We start from the raw sequence: 23,400 nt of genomic DNA, 5'->3' as shown, positions 1-23,400 counted from the left end.
CGACAGTCGAATCGCACACACCCGCAAACTAGAATGAATACTAATTCAGCCGCGGAATGATGACGGACCACGGCGACCGAACAGGAGACGAAGCATGGGTGAATCTGTGAGCCTGACCGGGCGTGCCGCGGTCGTGACCGGTGCCGGAGCGGGCCTGGGGCGGGCCGAGGCCCTCGCCCTCGCCGCAGCGGGTGCCGCCGTCGTCGTCAACGACATGGGCGACGCGGCACACGAGGTCGCAGAGGAGATCGTCGCCACCGGCGGCCGGGCCATCGCGGTGACCGGCGATGTGTCCGACTGGTCTCTCGGAAGCCGTCTCGTCGAGGAGTCCGTCAAGACCTTCGGATCCTTCGACATCCTCGTCAACAATGCGGGCATCATCCGCGACAAGATGATCTTCAACCTGACCGAGTCCGACTGGGACGACGTGATCCGGGTCCACCTCAAGGGTCACGCCGCCACATCGCACGCCGCCGCGGTGCACTGGCGCCAGGCGAGCAAGGCAGCCGGCGGACCGGTCTACGGTCGTATCGTCAACACCTCGTCGGAGGCCTTCCTGTTCGGTTCGGCCGGGCAGCCGAACTATTCCGCCGCGAAGGCCGGAATCACGGCGCTCACCCTGTCCACGGCTCAAGGGCTGGCCCGCTACGGAGTCACCGCGAACGCGATCTGCCCCCGCGCACGCACCGCGATGACCGCCGAGGCATTCGGTGAAGCCGACGGCACGACCGGACTCGATCCGCTGGCCCCCGAGCGTGTCGGCACTCTGGTGAGTTATCTCGCCTCCCCGGCCTCCGCGGAGATCACCGGGCAGGTGTTCGTCGTCTACGGCAAGATGGTCGCGCTCATGGCCTCGCCGAAGGTCGAGAACCGTTTCGACGCGGCCGGTTCGGCTTTCACGGTCGAGGAACTCGACGAGCAGCTTTCCTCGTATTTCGCCGGTCGTGGCCCGTACGAGACCTACGCTGCATACAGCATCGCGGAACTCGAGAAGGTCGCACTGGCCGTCGACTGACCACCCGGCACCGCACGACGAAGGGAACACGGCATGAGGCTTGCAGGCAAGGTTGCGATCGTCACCGGCGGCGCCGGAGGAATCGGGCGCGGCATCGTCCGGGCGTTCGCGGAAGAGGGCGCACGGGTCCTGTTCGTCGACATCGACCGGTCCGCGGGCGAGGCACTCGAAGCCGAACTCGGCGGAGCCGGGAAGTTCTCGTACGCGGACATCTCCGAGGAGTCGGCCGCCGAGACGATCGTCGCCACCGCCGTCGAACAGTTCGGCAAGGTCGACGTACTCGTCAACAATGCGCACGTCTCGAGGCAGGCGCCCCTGCTGGAAACCACGCAGGACATGCTCGACCTGTCGTTCGGCACGGGCTTCTACCCGACATTCCGGTTGATGAAAGCAGCACACGCCCAGCTCGCCGCGAACAAGGGCTCGGTGATCAACTTCGCATCAGGAGCCGGCATCGAAGGAAGCGTGACGCAGAGTTCGTACGCGGCCGCCAAGGAAGCGATCCGGGCGATCAGCCGGGTCGCGGCAAACGAGTGGGCCGCGGACGGCATCAACGTCAACGTCGTCTCTCCTCTGGCGTTGACCGAGGGCATCGAGGCGTACATCGCGGCCCACCCCGGCGTCGAGCAGGCACTCCTGGCGAAGACGCCGATGCACCGTTTCGGCGACCCGCAGGCCGACGTCGGCCGGGTCGCAGTCTTCCTGGCCAGCGACGACGCGTCCTACATGACCGGTCAGACGCTCATGGTCGACGGTGGGACCATCAAGCTGCGTTGACCGGACATCCGCCTGAGGACGACAGCACCTCCGACCGCAGCCTGCTCGGTCGGAGGTGCTCGTGGCCGACAGCCGCTACGGCGCCATGTCCGTCCAGCCGACGAAACCGGACGGGTCGTGCCGTCCCATGACCGCGTGCTCGAACATCCCCCAACCGACCTGCCCGTCGATCGTCGCTCGTGCGATGTGATCGATCGTCGAATACGGCAACCGGCCGTGGAACTCCGCAGCGGTGGTATCCACCACCGACGCGGACGACCAGTTCTCTCCGCGCCACTCACCGTGCGTCCATTCGGGGTCGCCGCCGTATCCGGCACCGTGGCTCAGAGAGATGAACCCGAGGTTCTCCACCTCGACGACCAGGGGCTTCCCCTCCGGCGTGGTGAGGTGGATGCGCGCGGATTCGGGGTGCCGCGTGCCGCTGCGGTAGTTCACCTCGAGGCGCGGCCACCCGAGCTGCTCGACGCGACCGTCGGGGAAGACGCGTGTGGCGTGATTGAGCGTGCGATGGCCGTCGGACGATTCCTGGACGATCACCATGAGTGCGAAGTCGTCGAATCGCAGAGGGGCGTACGTCCAGTAGTGCCCACCGCGGTTCTCGTATGTCCAGCGTCCCTGCGGATCCGGCTCCCCCACCGGGCGGATGCCCCACGAGCGATCGCGCGTACCCATCCAGGTGTCCGGGTCGACCGTGAAGTCCTTGCCCTGCACGCAGATGCTGCCCGACCAGCTCCCGACCTGAGCGAATCGGGAGGCGTCCAGGATGGGGCGCGGACCCGACATCAGGATGTGCGCCTCTTCGAGTACCGCGGGGAACGACCCGTCCCAGGTGAGGTCACAGGACAGCTCGTCGTGTTCGCAGACGACGCGAATCCTCTGCAAGGGTTCGATCACCTCGAGCCGGTACCCACCGACCGCGCTCTCCATGGACCGCTCCCCGAGAGCGCCGGAGAACCGGACCGCTACCTGGGAATCCCCGTGCCGAACCGTGACGAAGGCGTCGACCACACCCAGATTCGGGTAGACGCCGAAACCGGTGATGAGGTAGATCGAGCCCGTACGGTCATGGGCGTTGAAATAGTTGCGGTCGTAGAAGTTCCGGTCGGTGGACGCCACCCGTCCCATCGACAGCGGTGACTGGTGCACCGGAAATTCGTCGAGCGGAGCTGGTTTCATCGGGTCACTTCTCCCACTCGTAGGATTCGTCGAGCAAGCGCGCGAGCATGTCGCGGTGGAGGACGTACGCGTCCGGGTCGTCGTGTGGTTCCACCTCACCGAAGTGGATACGCCGGCGCTCGATCTGCGACATCACGATGCCGTGGCGCAGCGCGGCGTACACGAGGTAGAAGTCGAGGTCGCGCACCTCGACTCCGGCGGCCTTCTCGTATTCCGCCACCACGTCGGAACGTCGGAGGAAATTCGGGAGGCCGGGGAACGAGAACTGTTCGGCGATGTCCTGGAAGATGCGGTGGAAACAGATGAACCAGCCGAGGTCCAGCTCCCGGGGCGCGAGCGCAGCCGACTCCCAGTCCAGCACCGCTACGGGAGTCGTGCCGTCGTACATGATGTTCCCGATCCGGGCGTCGCCCCAGCACAGCACGTCGGACGACGGTTCGGCAGGCCAGTGGGCGTCGAGCCAGTCGAATGCCCTCTCCAGCACCGGGATGCGCAGACCGTCTTCGCGACGCGTCCATTCGTAGTAGGCGCGTTCGTTCTCGAAGTGCCGTCGCAGTCCCGACAGTCCGTTCGTCCCGGCGAGCGACGGAATCCGCGAGGCCGGATCGTCGACGGCGTGGATCGCCGCCAGCACTCGCACGCTGGCCTTCTCCAGTGCCGCGCGCTCGTCGTCGTTCGTCTCGTAGAGCCAGCCGCCGAAGACGTACGGCGGATTGTCCACCGGCACATCGCCTTCGGCACGTTCCATGACGAGAAAGGGACGGCCGAGCGGACCCGAGGAGGACTCCACCCACCGCACCGCGGGCACCGGCACCGCGCCGTGATCGCGCACCGCGGCCATGACGTCGAACTGACGCTGCAGGTCGTAGCCGGGAAACACCGGGAACGCCGTCTCCTCGGGCGCGAGCCGGACGACCAGGTGTTCCGTCTGCTGCTGCCCGTTACGGCTCCAGTCGAGATCGAACAGGACGGAGATGCTGGACATGCCGGAGTGGGTCGGGCGGGTCACGTTGTACACCCGCGGGGCTTCCGTCGCCCCGACACGCTCGCCGAGCCAGTCCTGCAACTGCTCGCGCAGCGCATCGAGATCGGTCTCGGTGGTCTTGATCTCCTGTTCCGCGCCTTCCGGTACCACACCGTCCGTAGCCATCCATGCCTCCAGTTCTCTCTACGAAACGAGCCCGATCGTCTCCGGATTTCGGACATCCGTTCCGGTGAGCGATGTCTCGATCATCCCTCCCCCCCCCGGAGAGCTCGAGAAGGATATGGCGACAACGGAACTCAGCGATGCGCGCACGCAGCGGCCGGACGGCGAACTGCTCCGCATCCTGCAGGCCGGTGTGCCCCGCGACGAGGTACGCACCGACCACCCGCCGCAGTTTCTCGCCGCAACGATCGGTGCGATGCACCTCTCGACCGTTCGACGCCGGAGATCCGACCCGAACGACGACGTGACCGAGATGTTCGTCCGCGCAGCGCGTTTCGCCACCGAGTCGATTGGCCCCGACCGTCATCCGGACGAGGGGTGCCGCTAACGGGACGACTCGAGTGTCGTCTTCGCCCAACGGTAGTCGGCCTTGCCGGCAGGAGAACGCACGATGTGATCCACGCCGACGACCACCCGCGGAACCTTGTAACGAGCGATGAGTCCGGCGACGTGCTCGGCCAGCTCGTCGAGCGACGGCACATCGTGCCCTTCGCGCGGCTGGATCACGGCCCCGACCCTCTGGCCGTAACGCTCGTCCTCGACACCGGCGACGAGAACGTCCATCACGGCGGGATGACTCTTCATCGCCATCTCCACCTCCTCGGGGAAGACCTTCTCCCCTCCGGTGTTGATACACATCGACCCCCGACCCAGCAGGACGATCGTGCCGTCCTCCTCGACCCGGGCCATGTCACCGAGAATCGACATGCGCACCCCGTCGACGACCGGGAAGGTGGCCGCAGTCTTCTCCGGATCTCCCCAGTAGCCGAGCGGGACGTGCCCGGCGCGGGCGATGTACCCGATCTCCCCCGAACCCGGCTCGACCGGGCGCATCCGCTCGTCGACGACCCGCACGGTGGGTTTCGCGGCGATGCGCATCGACCCGTCCTCGCCGATCGCGAGGTCACCGTCCACCCCGGACTCCGACGACCCGAAACCGTCACGGACCATCACGTTCGGAAGCAACGACGACAACTGTTCGCGAACGGAGCGCGAGAACAACGCACCGCCGGACCCCACCACGAACAGCGAACTCAGGTCGTACTCGGATCCGTGTTCGGCGACGGCGTCGGCGAGCGGACGGGCCATGGCATCGCCGACGACGGTCATCGTCATGACCCGCTCGCGTTCGATGATCCCCAGCACCTCGAGAGGATCGAATCCGCGCACCAGCACCTGCGCCGTCCCGAGACAGAAGGCGCTGAACATGCTGTACACGGCAGCGCCGTGGATCAGCGGTGCGGTGAGCATCCAGGTCATCTCCGGGATGTGCGGAACGGCGGCCGCCACTGCGGCGGCATCGGCGTGAGGCTCGCCGAACGGATTCCCGCCCGACAGCGCCGCGTGGAAGAAGTCCTCGTGCCGCCACATCACGCCCTTCGGCAGCCCCGTCGTCCCCCCGGTGTAGATGATGAACAGATCGTCGCCGCTACGCGCCGGGAAGTCGCGCTCGGCGGACTCTCCGGCCGTCGCCTTGCCGAAGTCGACGGCGGTGACCTCGCCCCATTCCACGTCGGCGACCGATCCGACGGTGACGACGTGCCGCACCGTGGGTGTTCGCGGCAGCACCGCAGTGGTGGTGCCGGCGAACTCGCCGTCGGCGATCACGGCGACGAGTTCCGCGTTGTCGAACAGATAGGCCAGCTCGGCGTCGACGTACCGGAAGTTGATGTTGATCGGTACGGCGCGGATCTTGAGGCAGGCCAGGAGCGACTCGACGAACTCCGTGCTGTTGCGCATGTACAGGCCGACGTGATCGCCCGTGCCCACCCCTTCACCGGCGAGGTGGTGGGCGAGCCGGTTCGCACCGGCGTCGAGTTCTCGATAGGTGAGCCGTTCCTCCCCGCACACGATCGCCGTGCGATCGGGGACGGCGTCGACGATCGCTTCGAACAGGTCCGCGAGGTTGAGCGACAACGGGATTCCTTCCGACACAGTGACTCGAGGTGCGGTCAAGGTGCCACCTCCCGAGCCGAGTGATGTCCGCCACTCCCGGTCAGTGGGAACAGCGAAGATCACACCTACTGTGTGGGAGAACGACGAACGCCCCGACACTGTCCGTGCCGGGGCGTTCGTGGAATCGTGGGTGTCGCGTGATCAGGCGCTCTTGTCGCGGCGCTCCCGATCGGCCTTGCGCGGAACGATCGTCGGGAGCACGTTGTCGTTCACGGTCTCGGCGGTGACCACGACCTTGGCGACGTCGTCGCGGCTGGGGATGTCGTACATCACGGGCAGGAGCACCTCCTCCATGATGGCGCGGAGACCGCGGGCGCCGGTGCCACGGAGGATCGCCTGGTCAGCGACTGCTTCGAGTCCGTCCTGGGAGAACTCGAGTTCGACGCCGTCCATCTCGAAGAGGCGCACGTACTGCTTGACCAGAGCGTTCTTCGGCTCCGACAGGATCTGGACGAGCGATTCCTTGTCGAGATTGGTCACCGACGCGAGGATCGGCAGGCGGCCGATGAACTCGGGGATCAGACCGAACTTGATGAGGTCCTCGGGCATGACGTCGGCGAAGTGGTCGGTGGTGTCGATCTCTGCCTTCGACCGCACCTCGGCGCCGAAGCCGATGCCGCGCTTGCCGACGCGGTCGGAGACGATCTTCTCGAGACCCGCGAACGCACCCGCCACGATGAACAGCACGTTCGTGGTGTCGATCTGGATGAATTCCTGGTGCGGATGCTTGCGGCCACCCTGCGGCGGGACGGATGCCTGGGTGCCTTCGAGGATCTTCAACAGCGCCTGCTGCACACCCTCGCCCGACACGTCGCGGGTGATCGACGGGTTCTCGCTCTTGCGGGCGATCTTGTCGACCTCGTCGATGTAGATGATGCCGGTCTCGGCGCGCTTGACGTCGTAGTCGGCGGCCTGGATGAGCTTGAGGAGGATGTTCTCGACGTCCTCGCCGACGTAGCCGGCCTCCGTCAGTGCCGTGGCGTCGGCGATGGCGAACGGCACGTTGAGCATCTTCGCGAGCGTCTGCGCGAGATAGGTCTTGCCGCAGCCGGTGGGACCGAGGAGCAGGATGTTGGACTTCGCGAGTTCGACCGTCTCACCGCGGGAGTCGCGGCCCTTGTCGCCGGCCTGGATGCGCTTGTAGTGGTTGTAGACCGCGACGGCCAGCGTGCGCTTGGCGGCATCCTGGCCGATCACGTAATTGTCGAGGAAGTCGCGGATCTCGGCGGGCTTGGGCAGCTCGTCGAGCTTGACCTCGCTGGTCTCGGCCAGCTCCTCCTCGATGATCTCGTTGCAGAGATCGATGCACTCGTCGCAGATGTAGACACCGGGGCCCGCAATGAGCTTCTTGACCTGCTTCTGGCTCTTTCCGCAGAAGGAGCACTTGAGCAGATCTCCGCCGTCACCGATACGTGCCATCAGTCAGGTCCCTACTTCCTCGTGTGCGTGCAACCGGTCCCGCAACCACCACACGGGGCGGTCCCGGGGAGCGGGCCCTTTGATCGACCGTACCCGGATGTCGGCGCGCAGGTCGACCGGTTCTGCGCGTTTCCGGTCATATTTGTACAGCACAACATGTGTCGGCGATCACAGTCCCGGCGTCGGCGGTTCCGGAAGGCACCGTGCCTTCCGGAACCGCCTGCGACGTTCTACTTCTGGGCCGAGAGCTTGCGGTACTCGAGGACCCGGTCGATCAGACCGTATTCGACGGCCTGCTCCGCCGTGAGGATCTTGTCCCGATCGGTGTCCTTGCGGATCTGCTCGGGATCCTTGCCGGTGTGCTTCGAGAGCGTGTTCTCCATGAGGGTACGCATGCGCTCGATCTCGGCGGCCTGGATCTCGAGGTCGGAGACCTGACCCTGGATGCCACCCGTCGCGGGCTGGTGGATGAGCACGCGAGCGTTGGGCAGCGCCAGACGCTTGCCCGGGGTGCCGGCGGCGAGCAGGACGGCCGCGGCGGACGCCGCCTGGCCGAGGCACACCGTGGTGATGTCGGCGCGGACGTACTGCATGGTGTCGTAGATCGCCATGAGCGAGGTGAACGAACCACCCGGCGAGTTGATGTACATGGTGATGTCGCGGTCGGGATCGAGCGACTCGAGCACCAGCAGCTGGGCCATCACGTCGTTGGCGGACGCGTCGTCGACCTGGACGCCGAGGAAGATGATGCGCTCTTCGAACAGCTTGTTGTACGGGTTGGATTCCTTGACGCCGTAGCTCGAGTGCTCGATGAACGACGGGAGGATGTAGCGGCTCGCGGGCGAGGCAGGAGCGGCGCCGCCGAGCTGACGCGGATCGAACATGTTGGTCATCGCTTCTCCAAGAATTCGGTGGTGTGAGGGCAGATCGGGCCGGGACCTAGTTGGCGGTGCCGCCGGCCTGCTGCGCCCGGGAGACGACGTGGTCGACGAAGCCGTATTCGAGCGCCTGCTGCGCCGTGAACCAGCGGTCGCGGTCGGAGTCCTTGGTGATCTGCTCCACCGACTGGCCCGTGTGCTCCGCGATGAGCTCGGCCATCTCGCGCTTGGTGTGTGCGAACTGCTCCGCCATGATCGCGATGTCGCTCGCCGTACCACCGATGCCTGCGGACGGCTGGTGCATCATGATCCGCGCGTGCGGGAGTGCGTAACGCTTGCCCTTGGTGCCGGCGGAGAGCAGGAACTGACCCATCGAGGCGGCAAGGCCCATCGCGAAGGTCGCGACATCGCACTCGACGAACTTCATCGTGTCGTAGATCGCCATACCAGCGGTGACCGAACCGCCCGGCGAGTTGATGTACAGGGAGATGTCGCGGGTGGGGTCCTCGGCCGACAGCAGAAGGATCTGCGCGCACAGCTTGTTCGCGATGTCGTCGTCGACCTGGGTGCCCAGGAAGATGATGCGCTCGCGGAGCAGGCGTTCGTACACCGAGTCGCTGAGGTTCAGCCCAGCGGTGGCCGAGGTCATCGCGGGACCGATGGATGTCGCCGGATTCTGAGGAGTCACGGGTACCTGCCTTCTCGTCGATCGTGGGTTGCTGACACTGACACTAACGAAACGGGGCGGCACCGGATGCCCGGTGCCGCCCCTCTTCGCTGAAAGCGGAAATTCGTGCCCCTGGGGTTTCGAATCTCCGTGGGTCGTCCGACTACTCGGAAGCCGAGTCCTCGGTGGTCTCCGCCTCGGCGTTCTCGCCCTCGGCGTCGTCGTCGTTCTTGGTGCCGAACAGCTCGCTGGTGTCGACGGTCGCACCCGTGGTGTCGGTCACGGTGGCGCGATCGACGACGGTGCCGAGCGCCTTGCCGCGGCGGACGTCGGCGAAGACGGCGCCGAGCTGGTTGGCCTGGCTGATCTGCTGGATGAACTGCTCCGGCGGGATGCCGTAGCGCTGCGCCTGGAAGAAGATGCGCTCGGTCAGCTCCTGCTGCTCGACCGTGGTGTTCTCCGCCTCGGCGATCGCGTCGAGGAGCAGCTGGGTCTTCACCGAACGCTCGGCGGACTCGCGTGCTTCCTTGTCGAACTCCTCGCGGCTCGTACCCTGGGCCTCGAGCAGCTCGTTCAGCTTGGTCTCGTCGTGATCGAGCTCGTGGATCGCGTCGTGCAGCGCGCTGTCGACCTCGGCCTGGACGGCGGCCTCGGGGACCGGGATCTCGACGGTCTCGAGGAGAACTTCGAGGACCTTGTCGCGGATCTGGCCGGCCTGCTCGACCTGCTTGACGCGCTGGACGCGCTCGCGGAGGTCGGCCTCGAGCTCGCCGATGGTGTCGAACTCGCTCGCGAGCTGCGCGAACTCGTCGTCGGCCTCGGGCAGCTCGCGCTGCTTGACGGTGTTGACCTTGACGGTGACGACGGCTTCCTTACCGGCGTACTCACCGGCGACCAGCGTGGAGGTGAACTCCTTCGACTCGCCGGCGGACAGACCGATGATCGCCTCGTCGAGTCCGTCGATGAGCTGGCCGGAGCCGACCTCGTGCGACAGGCCCTCGGTGGCGGCCTCGGGAACCTCGTTGCCGTCGACCGTCGCGGAGAGGTCGATGGAGACGAAGTCGCCGTCCTGCACCGGACGCTCGACGCCCGTGAGGGTGCCGAAGCGCTGACGCAGCGACAGCAGCTGCTCGGCGATGTCCTCGTCGGTGATCTCGACGGGATCGACGGTGACGGCGATCGCGGAGAAATCGGGGAGGGTGATCTCGGGACGGACGTCGACCTCGGCGGTGAACGCCAGCTCGACGTTGTCCTCGAGCTTGGTGACGTCGATCTCGGGCTGGCTGATGACCTTGACGTCGTTCGCGGTCACGGCTTCGCTGTAGCGGCTCTGGATGGCCTCGTTGATGACCTGGTCCAGAACGGCGCCGCGGCCGACGCGGGCCTCGAGGATCTTGCGAGGAGCCTTACCGGGGCGGAAGCCCGGGATGCGGACCTGGCCGGCGAGGGCCTTGAAAGCGCGGTCGAAATCAGGCTGGAGCTCCTCGAAGGGCACCTCAACATTGATACGGACTCGCGTCGGGCTCAGCTGCTCGACGGTGCTCTTCACGGACATGCTCCTTCTGTCGTGCTCTCTTGTCGGTCGTTCGTGTCACTACTGAGCGCGCTGACGCTGTTCGATCTGGTCGGGATGACAGGATTCGAACCTGCGACCCTCCGCTCCCAAAGCGGATGCGCTACCAAGCTGCGCCACATCCCGGTCGTGAAGGCACCGCATCCGACCCGCGGGACCCATCGCAGAATCCTACGGCCCCCCGATTATGAAATCCAAAGCGAGGTCCGGTACAGTCACATCTCGCAAGCCGCAGCACCGGTCGACACCGGCGCCGCAGCCGCAACGGGGATGTAGCTCAATGGTAGAGCCCCAGTCTTCCAAACTGGCTACGCGGGTTCGATTCCCGTCATCCCCTCCACGGAGGAAGCCCGCCGGGTGCACACAGCACCGGCGGGCTTCGTCGTTCCGGACCGTCGCCGACGTCCGGTTTCCGGCAGGTGACATGCACATTCCTGGACACATGGTCCCGAGGGGTGTCATCATGCCGTCGAGGTTGAGAAGCAGCCCCACCACAGGTCGTCCGAATGCGACCTCGGCTGCAGTCCACTTCGGTTCGACTCGCGTCGGCCTCGGTCCTCGCCCTTCTCGTCCGGCCCCGTCTCGTCCGGCCCGCCCATCCGCATTCCGACGACCGCACGAACCACCGCGTCGTGATTCCTCGTCGCGTCCCTCCCGTGGACGCGACCGCGAACGGGTGGGGCGTCGTCGGATGACACCGCAGGGGGGGTGTCGAGGGACCGGCCTCGCCCCACCTCCGGCCGGCCGGAGTCGGGAACGACTCCGGTCGGTCCCTCTCCCCCATCGAATGCCGTTCTCCGGTGTGAAATCCGAGTATCGTCGTCTCACCCCCGTAGGTCAGCGGTCGGTCGAGAAGGCGCCGGCGTCACCGACGGCGCCGGCTGTACCGACGGCGCCTCGCTATGCAGGGAGGCAACGATGCCTCGGCGCCACAGACCGACTCCGGACATGCCCCCGACCTCCGCTCCGACCGTCGGCGTCGAGGAGGAGTTCTTCCTCGTCGACCCGACCTCCGAACGGCTCACCGCGAGCAACGACCTCGTCGTGGCCGCAGCCGCCCGGCTCGGACTCGACATGGACTACGAGCTCAAACGCATCCAGGTCGAGGTGAACACACCGGTCTGCCGCAGCTCGGCCGAGTTGCGTGCGCGTGTCGTCGAGGGCCGGACCATCGCAGCCGCGGCCGCGCGGGAGGCGCACGTGGGTCTGCTCGCGTCGGGTGTGTCGCCCACGCTCCAACAGCTCGCGTCCGTGACGGATGTGCCGCGCTACCGGACGATGGCCGAGCGGTACGGACGTCTCGTCGAGGAGCAGGAGGTCTGCGGCTGCCACGTCCACGTCGGTGTTGCGGACCGCGAAACCGCCGTCCTGGTGTGCAATCACGTCCGGGTGTGGTTGCCCACCCTGCTGGCCGCGACGGCCAACTCGCCCATCCATCGGGGCCGCGACACCGGGTACGCCAGTTGGCGGGCGATCATGGCCTCCCGCTGGCCGTGCGCGGGTCCTCCCCCGCGGTTCACGTCGGCGGAGCACTACGACGCGATCGTCGCCATGATGATCGAGAGCGGCAACATCCTCGATCCGGGCATGGTCTATTGGGACGTGCGTCCCTCGGCGCATCTGCCTACCGTCGAGATCCGGGTGAGCGACGTGCCGGCGACGGTCGACGAGACTGTTCTCCTGGCGATGCTCGTCCGCGCGCTCGTCGCCACCGCCGAACGAGAGGTCCGGGCGGGCATCACTGCTCCTCCGGTCGCCGACGAGGTCGTCCACGCCGCGTACCTGTGCGCTGCTCGCGAGGGGCCGACCGGACGTGCCGTCGACGTGTTCACCGGACGGCCCGCCACCGCGCAACAGTCGTTCCGCGCTTTCCTCCGATACATCCGCCCACAACTCGAGGCGACCGGCGACCACCGGTGCGCGGCGGCGATGTGGGAGACGATCCTCGCCCGCGGCACCGGGGCGATGCTGCAGCGACGCGCGTTCGCCCGCCGTCACGCCGTCGCCGACGTCGTCGACGCACTGCACCGCGCGTTCGTCGACGGACCGCAGACTCCTCCCCTGTCCGGCGGCGCCCACCCCGCCCCGGACGTTCCGGCGCTCTGATCCCGCGACCTGCCGTGTGGAGGTCCTTCCCTCGGGTATTCGCGACCACACGAGCCACGACGAGGGAGCACGTATGCGCGCGATGGTCTATCGCGGCCCGTATCGGGTCCGCGTCGAAGAGAAGGACATTCCCCGGATCGAGCATCCCAACGACGCCATCGTGCGCGTCGAGTTGGCGGCGATCTGCGGTTCCGACCTGCACCTCTACCACGGGATGATGCCCGACACCCGCGTCGGTACGACCTTCGGCCACGAGTTCGTCGGGGTGGTCCACGAGGTCGGTCCGTCGGTGCAGAGCCTGAAACCCGGCGACCGCGTCATGGTCCCGTTCAACGTCTTCTGCGGGTCGTGCTTCTTCTGCGCGCGCGGCCTGTATTCGAACTGCCACAACGTCAACCCCAACGCCACCGCGGTCGGTGGCATCTACGGCTACTCGCACACCTGCGGCGGCTACGACGGTGGCCAGGCCGAGTTCGTGCGGGTGCCGTTCGCCGACGTCGGTCCCACCGTCGTGCCCGACTGGATGGACGGCGAGGACGCTCTGATGCTCACCGACGCCCTGGCGACCGGCTACTTCGGTGCCCAACTGGGCGACATCGTCGAGGGCGACACGGTCGTGGTCTTCGGCGCCGGCCCGGTGGGCCTGTACGCGGCGAAGTCCGCCTGGTTCATGGGGGCCGGCCGGGTCATCGTGATCGACCATCTCGAGTACCGGCTGGAGAAGGCCCGCACCTTCGCACACGCCGAGACCTCCAACTTCGCGGAGTACGACGACATCGTCGTCCATCTGAAGAAGATCACCGGCCATCTCGGGGCGGACGTCGCCATCGACGCCGTCGGCGCGGAGGCCGACGGGAACTTCCTGCAGCACGTCACCGCCGCGAAGCTGAAGATGCAGGGTGGCTCGCCGGTCGCGCTGAACTGGGCCATCGACGGTGTCCGTAAGGGCGGCACCATCTCGGTGATGGGCGCCTACGGCCCGATCTTCAGTGCCGTGAAGTTCGGCGACGCGCTCAACAAGGGCCTGACGCTGCGAATGAACCAGTGCCCCGTCAAGCGCCAGTGGCCGCGGCTGTTCGAGCACGTCCGCAACGGCTACCTGAAACCGAACGACATCGTCACGCACCGCGTTCCGCTCGAACACATTGCGGAGGCCTACCACATGTTCTCGTCGAAGCTCGACGGGTGCATCAAACCGATCATCGTCGCCGACGGGAGCTGAGGAGGACCATCATGGCCTACACCGCAGACAAGCCCGAACCGCCCGAGACCCCCGACCAGCTGCGTGCCCGTATCCCCGGCTGGGGCGTCGACCTGGATCCGCGCGACCGCCCGTCGGTGCCGAAGGAACGCTTCGCGCCCGAGGCGACGGGCGCGCACTGGGACTTCCCCGAACGCCAGCCGGGACACGAGACCCGCGAACGCTCGATCGAGCACGCCTTCGTCACGCCGGTCTTCGGCACCACCGCGCCGTTGAAGGGACTGTCGGGTGTCGTGCGCAGGCACGCCTACCGCCGGTACAGCGAGGCCCGCGCCGCGCACTGGTTACTTCTGATCGGCGCCGACCGCATCGACGTCGCCGAGAGCCGGGTCCGGGCGCTGCTGCAGGGCCGCCCCGACAATCCGGTGACCGAGAGCGGACTCCGGGCGGAGATCACCGCGCACGGTGGGGCATCGCGACGTCGGAGTTCGCGGGCCGACGTCAATCACCAGTGGCTCGATCCGTTCGTCTCGGGAGCACCGTGGATCGCCGCGGCGGGTCTGGGCGCAGTGGCCGTCGGACGTTGGAGAGGACGAGCGCGGCGGTGAGGACCGGCATGTGGGGACATCCCGAATCCAGCAACGACGTGTCACCTTTTCGACTCGATAGTGCAAAGCGAGAGTCAAGCGCGGGTGTGTGTCGTTCACGATATGAGACCGTCCCTGTTGTGAAGGATACCTCCGACGACCTCGCCCGGGACTGCTCCCCCGGCTCCTCGGTCGTCGCCGCCGTCCTTCTCGACGCCACCCCCGACTGGGATCGGGTCGCGGCGGTGCTCGCGCCGGGCAACCACGAGTCGCCGAGCTTCCGGCACCGCGTGGTGGAACTTCCGTTCGGCCTCGACCCGCCGCGCCGTACCGGGCATCCGGACTCGGATCCGCCCTGGCATCTCGAGCGGGTCGAGCTGCCCGCCCCGGCGAGTTTCGAGGAGGTGCTCGCCTACGCCCGCACCGCACCCGAGCCCTCGGGACTCGGGCACCCGCGCTGGGAACTGACCCTGCTCGACGGCCTCGACGGCGGCCAGTCGGCACTGGTGATCCGCCTGCGCCATCTCGGCTCCGTGCCGGCTCCCGGGCAGTCCGACTCCATGTTGTCGTGGGCGAAATCGGTGTCCGAGCAGAGCGCCGAGTCGTTCCGCACCGCCGCGCACGTGTTCACGTCGCTGGGCACCGGATTGATCAATGCCCTGCTCGGACGCACCGGCGACCGCGAGGAGCCCGCACCCCGCGCGCCGCGACTGCACGTGCTCGACGCGGATCTCGCCGCCCTGCGTCACGCCTGCGAACGCGCGGGCTGTCGCGTGTCGAGCGGGTTCTCCGCCGCGATGCTCCTCGCGTGCAGCGAGTACCGCCGTCGACACGGCCGCTCGATCGACGGCCTGCGCGTCGTCGTGCCCGGGCCGGACGGCGGAGCGGTGGCCATGGCACCCGAGGACGAGACGGAGATCCACGCGATGGACGCGGTCGATCTCATGCGACGCATCGACATCTCGTTCCCGTCCTCCGCCGGAGCACAGGCCGACATCGCCGTCGGTCCGCGGGACGTGGTGGTGTCCACGCTCCCGGGTTCCCACGCACCGCTCTACGTCGGTGGCGCGAAGATCGAGCGGTACTACGGCTTCGGCGCGGCCGACGGCGCAATGATGACCGCGTCGGCGATGTCCTACCGCGACACCTGCTGCATGGGCCTGGCGGTGGACCCCACGGTCCTCCCCAACCGCGATTCGTTCGATTCCTGCCTGCAGGAAGGGATGCGCGCGGTCCTCGGGGAGTGACTCCCCGCGTCGGTACGCTGGAGAACAGGACCCTCCCCACCGGAAGGATCGGCCGTGGAACTTCTGCTCATCCTCGCCGCCGTCGGTGCCGTGGTGTACTTCGTCTCCCGCTCCCAGAAGAGCACCACCCGTCACCGCACCGTCACCCTCGACGACGCCAAGGCCGACGCACGGCAGGCGATCGAGCGTCTCGGCGGCCAGATCTACAACCTGACCGGCACCGACGACGCCTCACGCCAAGCGCTGGCGGACGCATCCGAGCGCTTCACCGCCGCCGGCTCCCAGATCGAGCAGGCGAACTCGCCGATGCAGGCGCGTCTCGCGAAACAGACCGCGCTCGAAGGTCTGTACTACATCCGCGCCGCGCGCCTGGCGATGGGCATGGACCCGGGTCCGGAGATCCCGACGCTCGACGGACAGAAGTCCGCCGGCGAGGTCACCGAGAAACGCACCGTCGACTTCGAGGGACGCACCATCGCCGCGTCGCCGTCACCGTCCTCCGCGACACCGAACTACTACCCGGGCGGTCGCGTCGCGGGCCGGCCCGTCCCTGCGGGCTGGTATTCGGAGCCGTGGTGGAAGCCCGCCCTGGTGGCAGGCGCGTGGGGTGTCGGCTCGATGCTGCTCTTCTCGACGATGTTCGCCGGGATGGCCGGTGTCCCCTACGACGCGCAAGCATTCGAATCCGGCGTCGGTGATCCGTCCGCGGAGACAGGCGGGGGCGACGACTTCGGCGGTGGTGACGAATACGGCGGGGGCGACGAGTTCGGAGGCGGTGACGATTTCGGTGGCGGCGACTTCGGTGGCGGGGACGGCGGCGGATTCGATTTCGGCGGCTTCGATTTCTGAGCCGGGTCGACTGAGCCGAATCCCCTGAGTCGGGTCAGCTCGGCTGACAGACCGGGCACCAGAACAGGTTCCGCGCCTGCATGACCGAGTGCAGGACGGGAGTCCCGCAGATCCGGCAGGGTTCGCCGGCACGGCGATAGACGTACGTACGGGGTCTGTTCTTGGCGTAGGCCGGCGCACCGTGGTCGTGTTCGGGTCGCACGACGTGCATGCGCCCGTGCTCGACACCGACGTTCATCAGCTCGACGAGGTCGGCCCAGATCGCGTCGAACTCACTGCGGGACAGCTTGTTTCCCGGACGTTCCGGATGGATGCCGTGGCGGAAGAGCACTTCGGCGCGGTAGACGTTGCCGACCCCGGCGATGACGGCCTGGTTCATGAGCAACGCCCCGATCGCGGTGCGTGATCTGCCGATGCGGCGCCACGCCCGCTCGGGATCGGCGTCGGGACGCAGCGGGTCGGGACCGAGCCGGGCCTCGATCGACTCGACCTCACCGGGGGTGAGCACCTCGCACGCCGCCGGACCACGCAGGTCGCTGCCGTGGCGCGCGCCGATCATCCGCATCCGCACCTGTCCGACCGGTTCGCCGAGCGGCAACTCGCGGTCGGTGAACTCACCGTAGATACCGAGATGCACGTGGACGGCGAGACCACCCTCGTAGTGGTGGAAGAGATGCTTGCCCCACGCGTCCGCGTGGGTCAGGACGCGTCCGTCCACGGCGGCGGCACCGTCGGCGAACCGCCCCTGCGGACTGGACACCCGCACCGGCGCACCCGAATACCACTCGTGGTGCAGCCGGGCGAGCCGGTGCAGGATGTGTCCTTCGGGCACGGATCAGGCAGGCGCGCCGGGAACCGCCGGGGCCTCGCCGGTCTTCTCGTACTCGGCGAGGATGTCGATGCGGCGCTGGTGACGCTTCTCGTTCGACCACTCGGTCGACAGGAAGGCGTCGACGATCGCGAGGGTCTCCTCGAGGCTGTGCATACGGCCACCGATGCCGATGAGCTGCGCGTTGTTGTGCTCGCGCGCAAGCTTGGCGGTGTCGACGCTCCACGCCAGGGCGCAGCGCGCACCCGGCACCTTGTTGGCGGCGATCTGCTCGCCGTTGCCGCTACCCCCGAGCACGATGCCGAGGCTGCCCTTGTCGGCGACGGTGCGCCGCGCGGCCTCGATGCAGAAGGCCGGGTAGTCGTCGAGGGCGTCGTACTCGAACGCACCGCAGTCGATCGGCTCGTGGCCGTTCTTCTTCAGGTGCTCGATGATCTCATTCTTCCGTTCGAAGCCCGCGTGGTCGGCTCCCAGGTAAACGCGCATGGGCCGAGTCTAACGAGGCCGGTCGGTGTGTCAGACGCCGACGGGTTCGCGGGCCTCCTGGGCCTCGAGTTCGCGCACGATCGGCAGCACGTTCCTGCCGAAGTACTCGACCTCCTCCTGGAAGTGCAGGAAACCGGCGAGGATCAGGTCGACGCCGCGACGACGGTATTCGACGATGCGATGTGCGATCTGCTCGGGCGTGCCGATGAGCTGGGTCTTGAAACCGTCGTTGTACTGGACGAGATCCTCGAAAGTCGAGTCCGCCCACATGCCCTTCTTGTCGCCCGTGGACGAACCGGCCTGCCGGACGGCACTGCGGAAGCCCTCGACGGCCGGCTTGTTCGCCTTCTCCACGATCTCCCGGAGGGTGTCGCGGGCCTCCTTCTCGGTGTCGCGGGCAATGATGAACCCGTTGAGCCCGATCTTCACCTCGCGGTCGTGGGCACGGGCGACCTCGCGCAGCTCGTCGATCTGGGCGGTGATGCCGTCGTAGTCCTTGCCGTTGCTGAAGTACCAGTCGGCGTAGCGACCACCGTTGGCGATGGCGGCGGTGGAGTTGCCACCCTGGAACAGCTCCGGATTCGGGCGCTCGGGGGTGTTGGCCGGCTTCGGCTTCAGTGTGAAGTCGTGGATCCGGTAGAAGTCGCCGCGGAAGTCGACCTCGTCCTCGGTCCAGATCTTGCGGAGCACCTGGAGGAACTCGGCGCTGCGCCGGTAGCGCTCGTCGTGCTCGAGCCACGGCTCACCCATGTGGGTGAACTCGTCCTTGAACCATCCGCTGACGACGTTGACCGCGAACCGGCCACCGGACAGCTGGTCGGCGGTCGCGCCGAGCTTGGCCAGCACGGCCGGCTGCCACAGACCGGGGTGGACGGCGGCGATGACCTTGAGCCGCTCGGTGGCGAGCAGCAGGGCGAGGCTGAAACTCGTCGACTCGTGCTGGAACTCCGCGCCGTAGCTGGCCTCGTACCGCACCTGGCTCAGTGCGTATTCGAAGCCGTTGTTCTCGGCCGTACGGGCGAGCTCGACGTTGTACTCGTAGTCCCAGCTCGTGCGCTGTTCGATGTCCGAGGTGACCAGACCACCACTGACGTTGGGCACCCAGTAGGCGAAAGTGGTCTGATCGGCGATGCGTTCGGTCGACATGTGTTCATCCAAGCCCGGGATCGGTCCCGCGCCCACCATAAGAATCAACGAGATCCGAACAGTGGACCGCCGGAGGCGGGTCGGAGCACACCCCGCCGGAGGCAGGTCGGAGCACACCCCGCCGGAGGCAGGTCGGAGCACACCCCGCCGGAGGCAGGTCGGAGCACACCCCGCCGGAGGCGGGTCAGAGCACGCCGTAGCGCGGCGGGTGGGTGCCGCTGAGGGTCCACCGGCCGGTGTGCTGGAGCTTCCACCGGGTCGCGTCGTGCAGGGTGTGCGTGCGGGCGTCGCGCCAGTAGCGCGACAGATTCGCGGCTCCCGATGCGCTGCGGGTGCCGCCGAGTTCGAACAGGATGTTCGCCGTCTCGACGGCGGCGCGGGTCGCGGCGACCTTCGCGGTCGCGACCTCGATGGAGGCCGCGGCGGTGGTCTCTGCGGTCGGGTTCGCGCGTGCGCGGTCGACGGCCCGCCCTGCCTCCGCGAGCAGTGCCTGGGCGGCCCGGACGGTGACGGTGGCCTCTCCGGCGATCTGGACGAGCAGCGGATCGTCCACTGCTCGTTCGACATCCGCCTCGAAGTGCGGCCGTGCGCGACCTGCCTGGACGACGGCCTCGGCGAGTGCGCCGGTCGCGATACCCACGTCGATCGCCGAGTGCAGCAGCTGCGCTTGAGCGCCGTAGGTGGTGGGCGCTTCGAAGATCGGCGTGTACGGCACGACCGCCGCGTCGGGGACCTCGATGTCGTCGAGGGTGACGGTGCCGCTGGCGGTGGTGCGTTGGCCCATGCCGTCCCAGTCGTCGACGACGGTGAGTCCGGCGGTCTCGCGCCGGACGAAGGCGACGGCCTTCGGGGTCGACGCGTCGGTCGCGTCCGGGTTGTCGGCGAGGCTGGCGCGCACCGCGATCCAGTCGGCGAACAGCGCACCGGTGCTGTAGAACTTGCGGCCGGTGAGGACGTAGCCGTCGTCCCGTCGGCGCAGCACGGTGCTGTCGATGTTCACCGCACGCGATCCGCGTTCGCTCTGGGCGTTGGCGAACAGCGCCCCGTCGAGCACCTCGCCGTAGAAGAAACGCTTCTGCTCGTCGCTGCCCTGGGACCGGATCGCCTCGAGGAAGGTGAAGTGCGAGTGCGGGATCTGGGCGATGCTCGGATCCGCCGAGGCCAGGATCCGGAAGATCTCGGCGACCACTTCGTACGGAGCGGCGATGCCGCCGTATTCGGTGGGCACGGTCACCGCGAGCAGTCCGGAGGACGCGAGCGCGCGGATCTCGTCGCGCGGCAGTTCCCGTTCGGCATCACGACGTGACGCGCCGGCTGCGAACTCGTCGGCGAGCGCAGAAGCGACGCGCAGGGCCTCGCCGGTGTCTGCAAGGCGGGTCGCGGTGCGTGAGGTGGTCATCGCGTCACCTCCGGCGCGAGCGACGCGCTGGGTGTGACGAGCAGGGTACGGGGACAGGGAACAGCCATGATGCATCACGGTAGTCCGCGTCCGACCCGAAGCCGAGAATTGAATTCGGGATGAGCACAAGTCTGTACGCGCGGAGCGTTGCGACCTCCGGTCCCGAGTCTCCGTCAGGTCAGCGGCGCATCGCCCAGACCTTCGGGCCGCCGTCCGGCAGCTCCACGACACCGGTGACGACGAATCCGAGACGTTCGTAGAGCGCGACGTTCGTCTCCGAGGAGGTTTCCAGACAGGCCGCGACCCCCTGCCGCTCGGCCGCGCGGAGTCCGGGTTCGAGGACGGCCCGTCCCAGGCCGCGACCCTGCGAGGTGGGATCGACGCCCACCGTGGCCAGGAACCACACGGGCTCGTTCGGCTGCAGTTCCGCGGTGGCCTGCTCGGCCAGTTCGGCGGCGCGGGCACGATCGCCCCGCAGTTCCGTCACCCGATCGGCGACGGACGCGAACGCCTCCCCGAGCCCGATGGAGTCGGGCGTCGTCCACACGGCCACCGCGTCGACGTCGTCGGAGACCCACACCTCGCCGCAGCGCATGCCGATCTCGGCGAGGAAGAGCCCCTGCAGGTCGCGGACCCGGGTCTCGTGGTCCCGGCCGTCGACGGTGTAGCGGGTGAACGGATAGTCGCGGAACGCTCGTCCGAGCGTTGCCGTCGCCTTCTCGACATCGTGCACCGTCGCCGGCCGGACCACATGATCGTTCGACACGCCGTGGCACTCTACCGAGCGCCACGGCGATGCCCGGTCAGGAGAAGTCGGGCTCCTCGTCGCGGCTGCGCTTGAGTTCGAAGAAATGCGGGTAGGACGCGAGAGCGACCACGCCGTCCCACACCTTCCCGGCCTCTTCGCCGCGCGGGATCTTCGACAGGACGGGACCGAAGAAGGCGATGCCGTTGACGTGGATCGTGGGGGTACCGACGTCCTGGCCCACCTTGTCCATGCCGGCGTGGTGGCTCGTGCGCAGAGCCTCGTCGTAGGCATCGCTGTCGGCGGCCTCTGCCAGCGAGGCGTCGAGGTCGAGTTCGGCGAGCGACGCGGCGATCACGTCCGCGAAGTCCTTGTTGCCCTCGTTGTGGATGCGGGTGCCCATCGCCGTGTACAGCGGGGAGAGGATGTCGTCGCCGTACTTCTGCGCCGCGGCAATCGCGACGCGCACCGGGCCCCACGCCTTCGTCATCAGCTCGGCGTACTCCTCCGGCAGGTCGCGCCCCTCGTTCAGCACGGCCAGGCTCATCACGTGGAAACGCGCCTCGATGTCGCGCACCTTCGTGACCTCGAGGATCCAGCGCGAGGTGATCCAGCACCACGGGCACAACGGATCGAACCAGAAGTCGGCGGTGTCCTTGCCGGTCGAGGACGCGGCAGTCAGGTCGCTCAAGAGATCTCCTCACAAGAGTTCGTACGGGCCGGACAACTACAAGCATGTTCAACACGGCCCCGTCGACGATTCTTCCTGAACCGGGCCGTAGTGCGGGCGGTAGCCGTAACGTCGGAGCCGGGAAGCAGGTCCGGCACGCATCACAGTGGAGGCACCACGATGTCGGGTGAGGAAACGTTTCTGATCGTCGGCGCGGGTCTGGCCGGCGCCAAGCTGGCAGAGGAACTGCGCGCCCGCGACTTTCCCGGGCGCATCCTGCTGATCGGCGCGGAGGAGCACCTGCCCTACGAGCGACCGCCGTTGTCGAAGGACTACTTCGCCGGACGCAAGCAACTCGCCGACTTCACGGTGCACGACGGCGACTGGTACCGCGACCACCGCGTCGAACTGCTGCTCGGCACGAAGGTCACCGCGATCGATCCGGCCGCCCACACGGTGACGCTGCCCGACGGGTCGACGCTGCACTACGACAAGCTTGCTCTCGCAACGGGCTCGACGCCCCGCACGGTCCCGATTCCCGGAGCCGACGCCGAACGCGTGTACGTCATGCGCACCGTCGAGGACTCCGATGCGCTGCTCGCCGCGATCCAGGGCGAGACCGACCACGCGGGATGGCTGGCCGTCATCGGCGCGGGATGGATAGGCATGGAGATCGCCGCGAACGCCCGCGGCCGGGGCGCGGGCGTGGTGGTCGCGGAGACCGCGACGCAGCCCCTGCTCGGCGCCCTCGGCGAGGAGATGGGTGCGGTGTTCGCCGACCTGCACCGCGCGAACGGGGTCGATCTGCGGACGAACACCTCGGTGCGCGAGATCGTCGCCTACGACGGTCGCGCGAGCGGCATCCGGTTCGGCGACGACAGTGTGGTGCCCGCCGACGCCGTGCTCGTCGCGGTCGGGGCGCGCCCGAACGTCGAGCTGGCCCGCGACGCCGGGCTCGCGGTCGACGACGGCGTGCTCGTCGACGCATCGCTGCGGACGAGCGATCCGGACATCGTGGCGGTCGGCGACATCGCGTCGGCGGAGCATCCGCTGCTCGGCACCCGGGTGCGCGTCGAACACTGGGCCAACGCTTTGAACCAGCCGGCCGTCGCGGCCGCGACGATGCTCGGCCGCGACGCGACCTACGACCGGCTCCCCTATTTCTTCACCGACCAGTACGACCTCGGCATGGAATACGTCGGGCTCGCTCCCCGCGACGCGCGGGTGGTCACCCGCGGCGACGTGCCGGGACGGCAGTTCCTCGCGTTCTGGCTCGACGACGAGCAGCGGGTCCGGGCGGGGATGAACGTCAACATCTGGGATGCCGGGGACGACATCCGCGCTCTCATCGCCTCGGGGCGGCCCGTCGACGTCGGCCGGTTGACGGACACCACGGTGCCGTTGTCCGACGTCGCTCCGTGAGGGTTCGCCGATCATGATGGGATGGACGCCGACCGACATTCCGTC

The 23,400-nt window shown here is 67.8% G+C and carries 22 protein-coding genes and 2 tRNA genes; 10 read left to right on the top strand and 14 right to left on the bottom strand.

The window, feature by feature from the left end; translation table 11 throughout:
* Positions 1-94: 94 nt before the first annotated feature.
* Together LPH33_RS09300 and LPH33_RS09295 are read left to right on the top strand one after the other, a co-directional pair.
* Positions 95-1,015: a 3-oxoacyl-ACP reductase gene (locus LPH33_RS09300; RefSeq protein WP_229567893.1), complete on the top strand. Its 921-nt coding sequence runs from the start codon at positions 95-97 to the stop codon at positions 1,013-1,015.
* 33 nt (positions 1,016-1,048) lie between these two features.
* On the top strand, positions 1,049-1,792 hold the full coding sequence (locus LPH33_RS09295; protein WP_106200081.1) for an SDR family NAD(P)-dependent oxidoreductase: 744 nt from the start codon (positions 1,049-1,051) through the stop codon (positions 1,790-1,792).
* A gap of 75 nt (positions 1,793-1,867) precedes the next feature.
* On the opposite strand, the gene LPH33_RS09290 is transcribed toward LPH33_RS09295, so the two are convergent.
* Positions 1,868-2,968 carry a DUF7064 domain-containing protein gene (locus LPH33_RS09290; RefSeq protein WP_229567891.1) on the bottom strand — a complete coding sequence of 367 codons (1,101 nt, stop codon included), beginning with the start codon at positions 2,966-2,968 and terminating at the stop codon, positions 1,868-1,870.
* A gap of 4 nt (positions 2,969-2,972) precedes the next feature.
* The gene (locus LPH33_RS09285; RefSeq protein WP_106200085.1) at positions 2,973-4,118 is read right to left on the bottom strand and encodes a phosphotransferase family protein; all 1,146 of its coding nucleotides are present in this window, start codon (positions 4,116-4,118) and stop codon (positions 2,973-2,975) included.
* A 115-nt stretch (positions 4,119-4,233) separates the two neighbouring features.
* On the opposite strand from LPH33_RS09285, the gene LPH33_RS09280 reads away from it, so the two are divergent.
* Positions 4,234-4,503 (top strand): hypothetical protein, encoded by a 270-nt coding sequence (locus LPH33_RS09280; protein WP_064063323.1) that lies wholly within the window; start codon positions 4,234-4,236, stop codon positions 4,501-4,503.
* Here the strand turns inward: LPH33_RS09280 and LPH33_RS09275 are convergent.
* The 6 genes from LPH33_RS09275 to LPH33_RS09250 all read right to left on the bottom strand — a co-directional run bounded on the left by LPH33_RS09275 (position 4,500) and on the right by LPH33_RS09250 (position 10,794).
* Positions 4,500-6,092: an acyl-CoA synthetase gene (locus tag LPH33_RS09275; RefSeq protein WP_229568309.1), complete on the bottom strand. Its 1,593-nt coding sequence runs from the start codon at positions 6,090-6,092 to the stop codon at positions 4,500-4,502. The two genes, LPH33_RS09280 and LPH33_RS09275, sit on opposite strands and share 4 nt — an antisense overlap.
* A gap of 180 nt (positions 6,093-6,272) precedes the next feature.
* Complete coding sequence (gene clpX, locus LPH33_RS09270; RefSeq protein ID WP_016691868.1) at positions 6,273-7,550, bottom strand: ATP-dependent Clp protease ATP-binding subunit ClpX; 1,278 nt, start codon at positions 7,548-7,550, stop codon at positions 6,273-6,275.
* 230 nt (positions 7,551-7,780) lie between these two features.
* Complete coding sequence (locus LPH33_RS09265) at positions 7,781-8,443, bottom strand: ATP-dependent Clp protease proteolytic subunit (RefSeq protein WP_016691867.1); 663 nt, start codon at positions 8,441-8,443, stop codon at positions 7,781-7,783.
* Between the two features lie 46 nt (positions 8,444-8,489).
* Positions 8,490-9,116: an ATP-dependent Clp protease proteolytic subunit gene (locus tag LPH33_RS09260; protein ID WP_016691866.1), complete on the bottom strand. Its 627-nt coding sequence runs from the start codon at positions 9,114-9,116 to the stop codon at positions 8,490-8,492.
* A 142-nt stretch (positions 9,117-9,258) separates the two neighbouring features.
* A complete protein-coding gene (gene tig, locus LPH33_RS09255; RefSeq protein WP_420714484.1) occupies positions 9,259-10,644 on the bottom strand; it encodes a trigger factor in 1,386 nt (461 codons plus the stop codon).
* A gap of 73 nt (positions 10,645-10,717) precedes the next feature.
* Positions 10,718-10,794, bottom strand: a tRNA-Pro gene (locus LPH33_RS09250).
* 140 nt (positions 10,795-10,934) lie between these two features.
* Between LPH33_RS09250 and LPH33_RS09245 the strand changes: the two genes are divergently transcribed.
* The 6 genes from LPH33_RS09245 to LPH33_RS09220 all read left to right on the top strand — a co-directional run bounded on the left by LPH33_RS09245 (position 10,935) and on the right by LPH33_RS09220 (position 16,658).
* Positions 10,935-11,008 (top strand) — tRNA-Gly (locus LPH33_RS09245).
* A 608-nt stretch (positions 11,009-11,616) separates the two neighbouring features.
* Complete coding sequence (locus LPH33_RS09240; protein WP_088897372.1) at positions 11,617-12,774, top strand: carboxylate-amine ligase; 1,158 nt, start codon at positions 11,617-11,619, stop codon at positions 12,772-12,774.
* Between the two features lie 73 nt (positions 12,775-12,847).
* Entirely contained in the window at positions 12,848-13,996 is a 1,149-nt protein-coding gene (locus LPH33_RS09235) for a zinc-dependent alcohol dehydrogenase (protein ID WP_229567887.1), read from the top strand.
* An 11-nt stretch (positions 13,997-14,007) separates the two neighbouring features.
* Positions 14,008-14,583 (top strand): hypothetical protein, encoded by a 576-nt coding sequence (locus LPH33_RS09230; RefSeq protein ID WP_160876444.1) that lies wholly within the window; start codon positions 14,008-14,010, stop codon positions 14,581-14,583.
* Between the two features lie 119 nt (positions 14,584-14,702).
* Positions 14,703-15,809, top strand: coding sequence for a wax ester/triacylglycerol synthase domain-containing protein (locus tag LPH33_RS09225; RefSeq protein ID WP_088897375.1), 1,107 nt, complete (start codon positions 14,703-14,705; stop codon positions 15,807-15,809).
* Between the two features lie 54 nt (positions 15,810-15,863).
* Positions 15,864-16,658, top strand: a complete 795-nt coding sequence (locus LPH33_RS09220) for a hypothetical protein (protein ID WP_088897376.1) — start codon at positions 15,864-15,866, stop codon at positions 16,656-16,658.
* Positions 16,659-16,692: 34 nt separating this feature from the next.
* Here LPH33_RS09220 and LPH33_RS09215 read toward each other — a convergent pair whose 3' ends face one another.
* From LPH33_RS09215 to LPH33_RS09190, 6 genes are all read right to left on the bottom strand, one after another.
* On the bottom strand, positions 16,693-17,490 hold the full coding sequence (locus LPH33_RS09215) for an Fpg/Nei family DNA glycosylase (protein WP_016691859.1): 798 nt from the start codon (positions 17,488-17,490) through the stop codon (positions 16,693-16,695).
* 3 nt (positions 17,491-17,493) lie between these two features.
* A complete protein-coding gene (locus LPH33_RS09210) occupies positions 17,494-17,973 on the bottom strand; it encodes a ribose-5-phosphate isomerase (RefSeq protein ID WP_229567885.1) in 480 nt (159 codons plus the stop codon).
* A gap of 30 nt (positions 17,974-18,003) precedes the next feature.
* Positions 18,004-19,119, bottom strand: coding sequence for a dimethylsulfone monooxygenase SfnG (gene sfnG, locus LPH33_RS09205; protein WP_026061069.1), 1,116 nt, complete (start codon positions 19,117-19,119; stop codon positions 18,004-18,006).
* A gap of 184 nt (positions 19,120-19,303) precedes the next feature.
* On the bottom strand, positions 19,304-20,518 hold the full coding sequence (locus LPH33_RS09200; protein ID WP_229567883.1) for an SfnB family sulfur acquisition oxidoreductase: 1,215 nt from the start codon (positions 20,516-20,518) through the stop codon (positions 19,304-19,306).
* Positions 20,519-20,696: 178 nt separating this feature from the next.
* Positions 20,697-21,284, bottom strand: coding sequence for a GNAT family N-acetyltransferase (locus LPH33_RS09195; protein WP_145691840.1), 588 nt, complete (start codon positions 21,282-21,284; stop codon positions 20,697-20,699).
* Positions 21,285-21,321: 37 nt separating this feature from the next.
* Complete coding sequence (locus tag LPH33_RS09190; protein ID WP_420714483.1) at positions 21,322-21,954, bottom strand: DsbA family protein; 633 nt, start codon at positions 21,952-21,954, stop codon at positions 21,322-21,324.
* A gap of 159 nt (positions 21,955-22,113) precedes the next feature.
* Here LPH33_RS09190 and LPH33_RS09185 point away from each other — a divergent pair, with 159 nt between their 5' ends.
* Entirely contained in the window at positions 22,114-23,355 is a 1,242-nt protein-coding gene (locus LPH33_RS09185; protein ID WP_229567881.1) for an NAD(P)/FAD-dependent oxidoreductase, read from the top strand.
* The last annotated feature ends 45 nt before the right edge of the window (positions 23,356-23,400 follow it).

The sequence above is a fragment of the Rhodococcus sp. RDE2 genome (genome assembly GCF_020885655.1).
Classification (GTDB): Bacteria; Actinomycetota; Actinomycetes; order Mycobacteriales; family Mycobacteriaceae; genus Rhodococcus; species Rhodococcus pyridinivorans.
The sequence above is the reverse complement of the archived record's forward strand: the minus strand, read 5'-3'. Positions and strand labels throughout refer to the sequence as shown.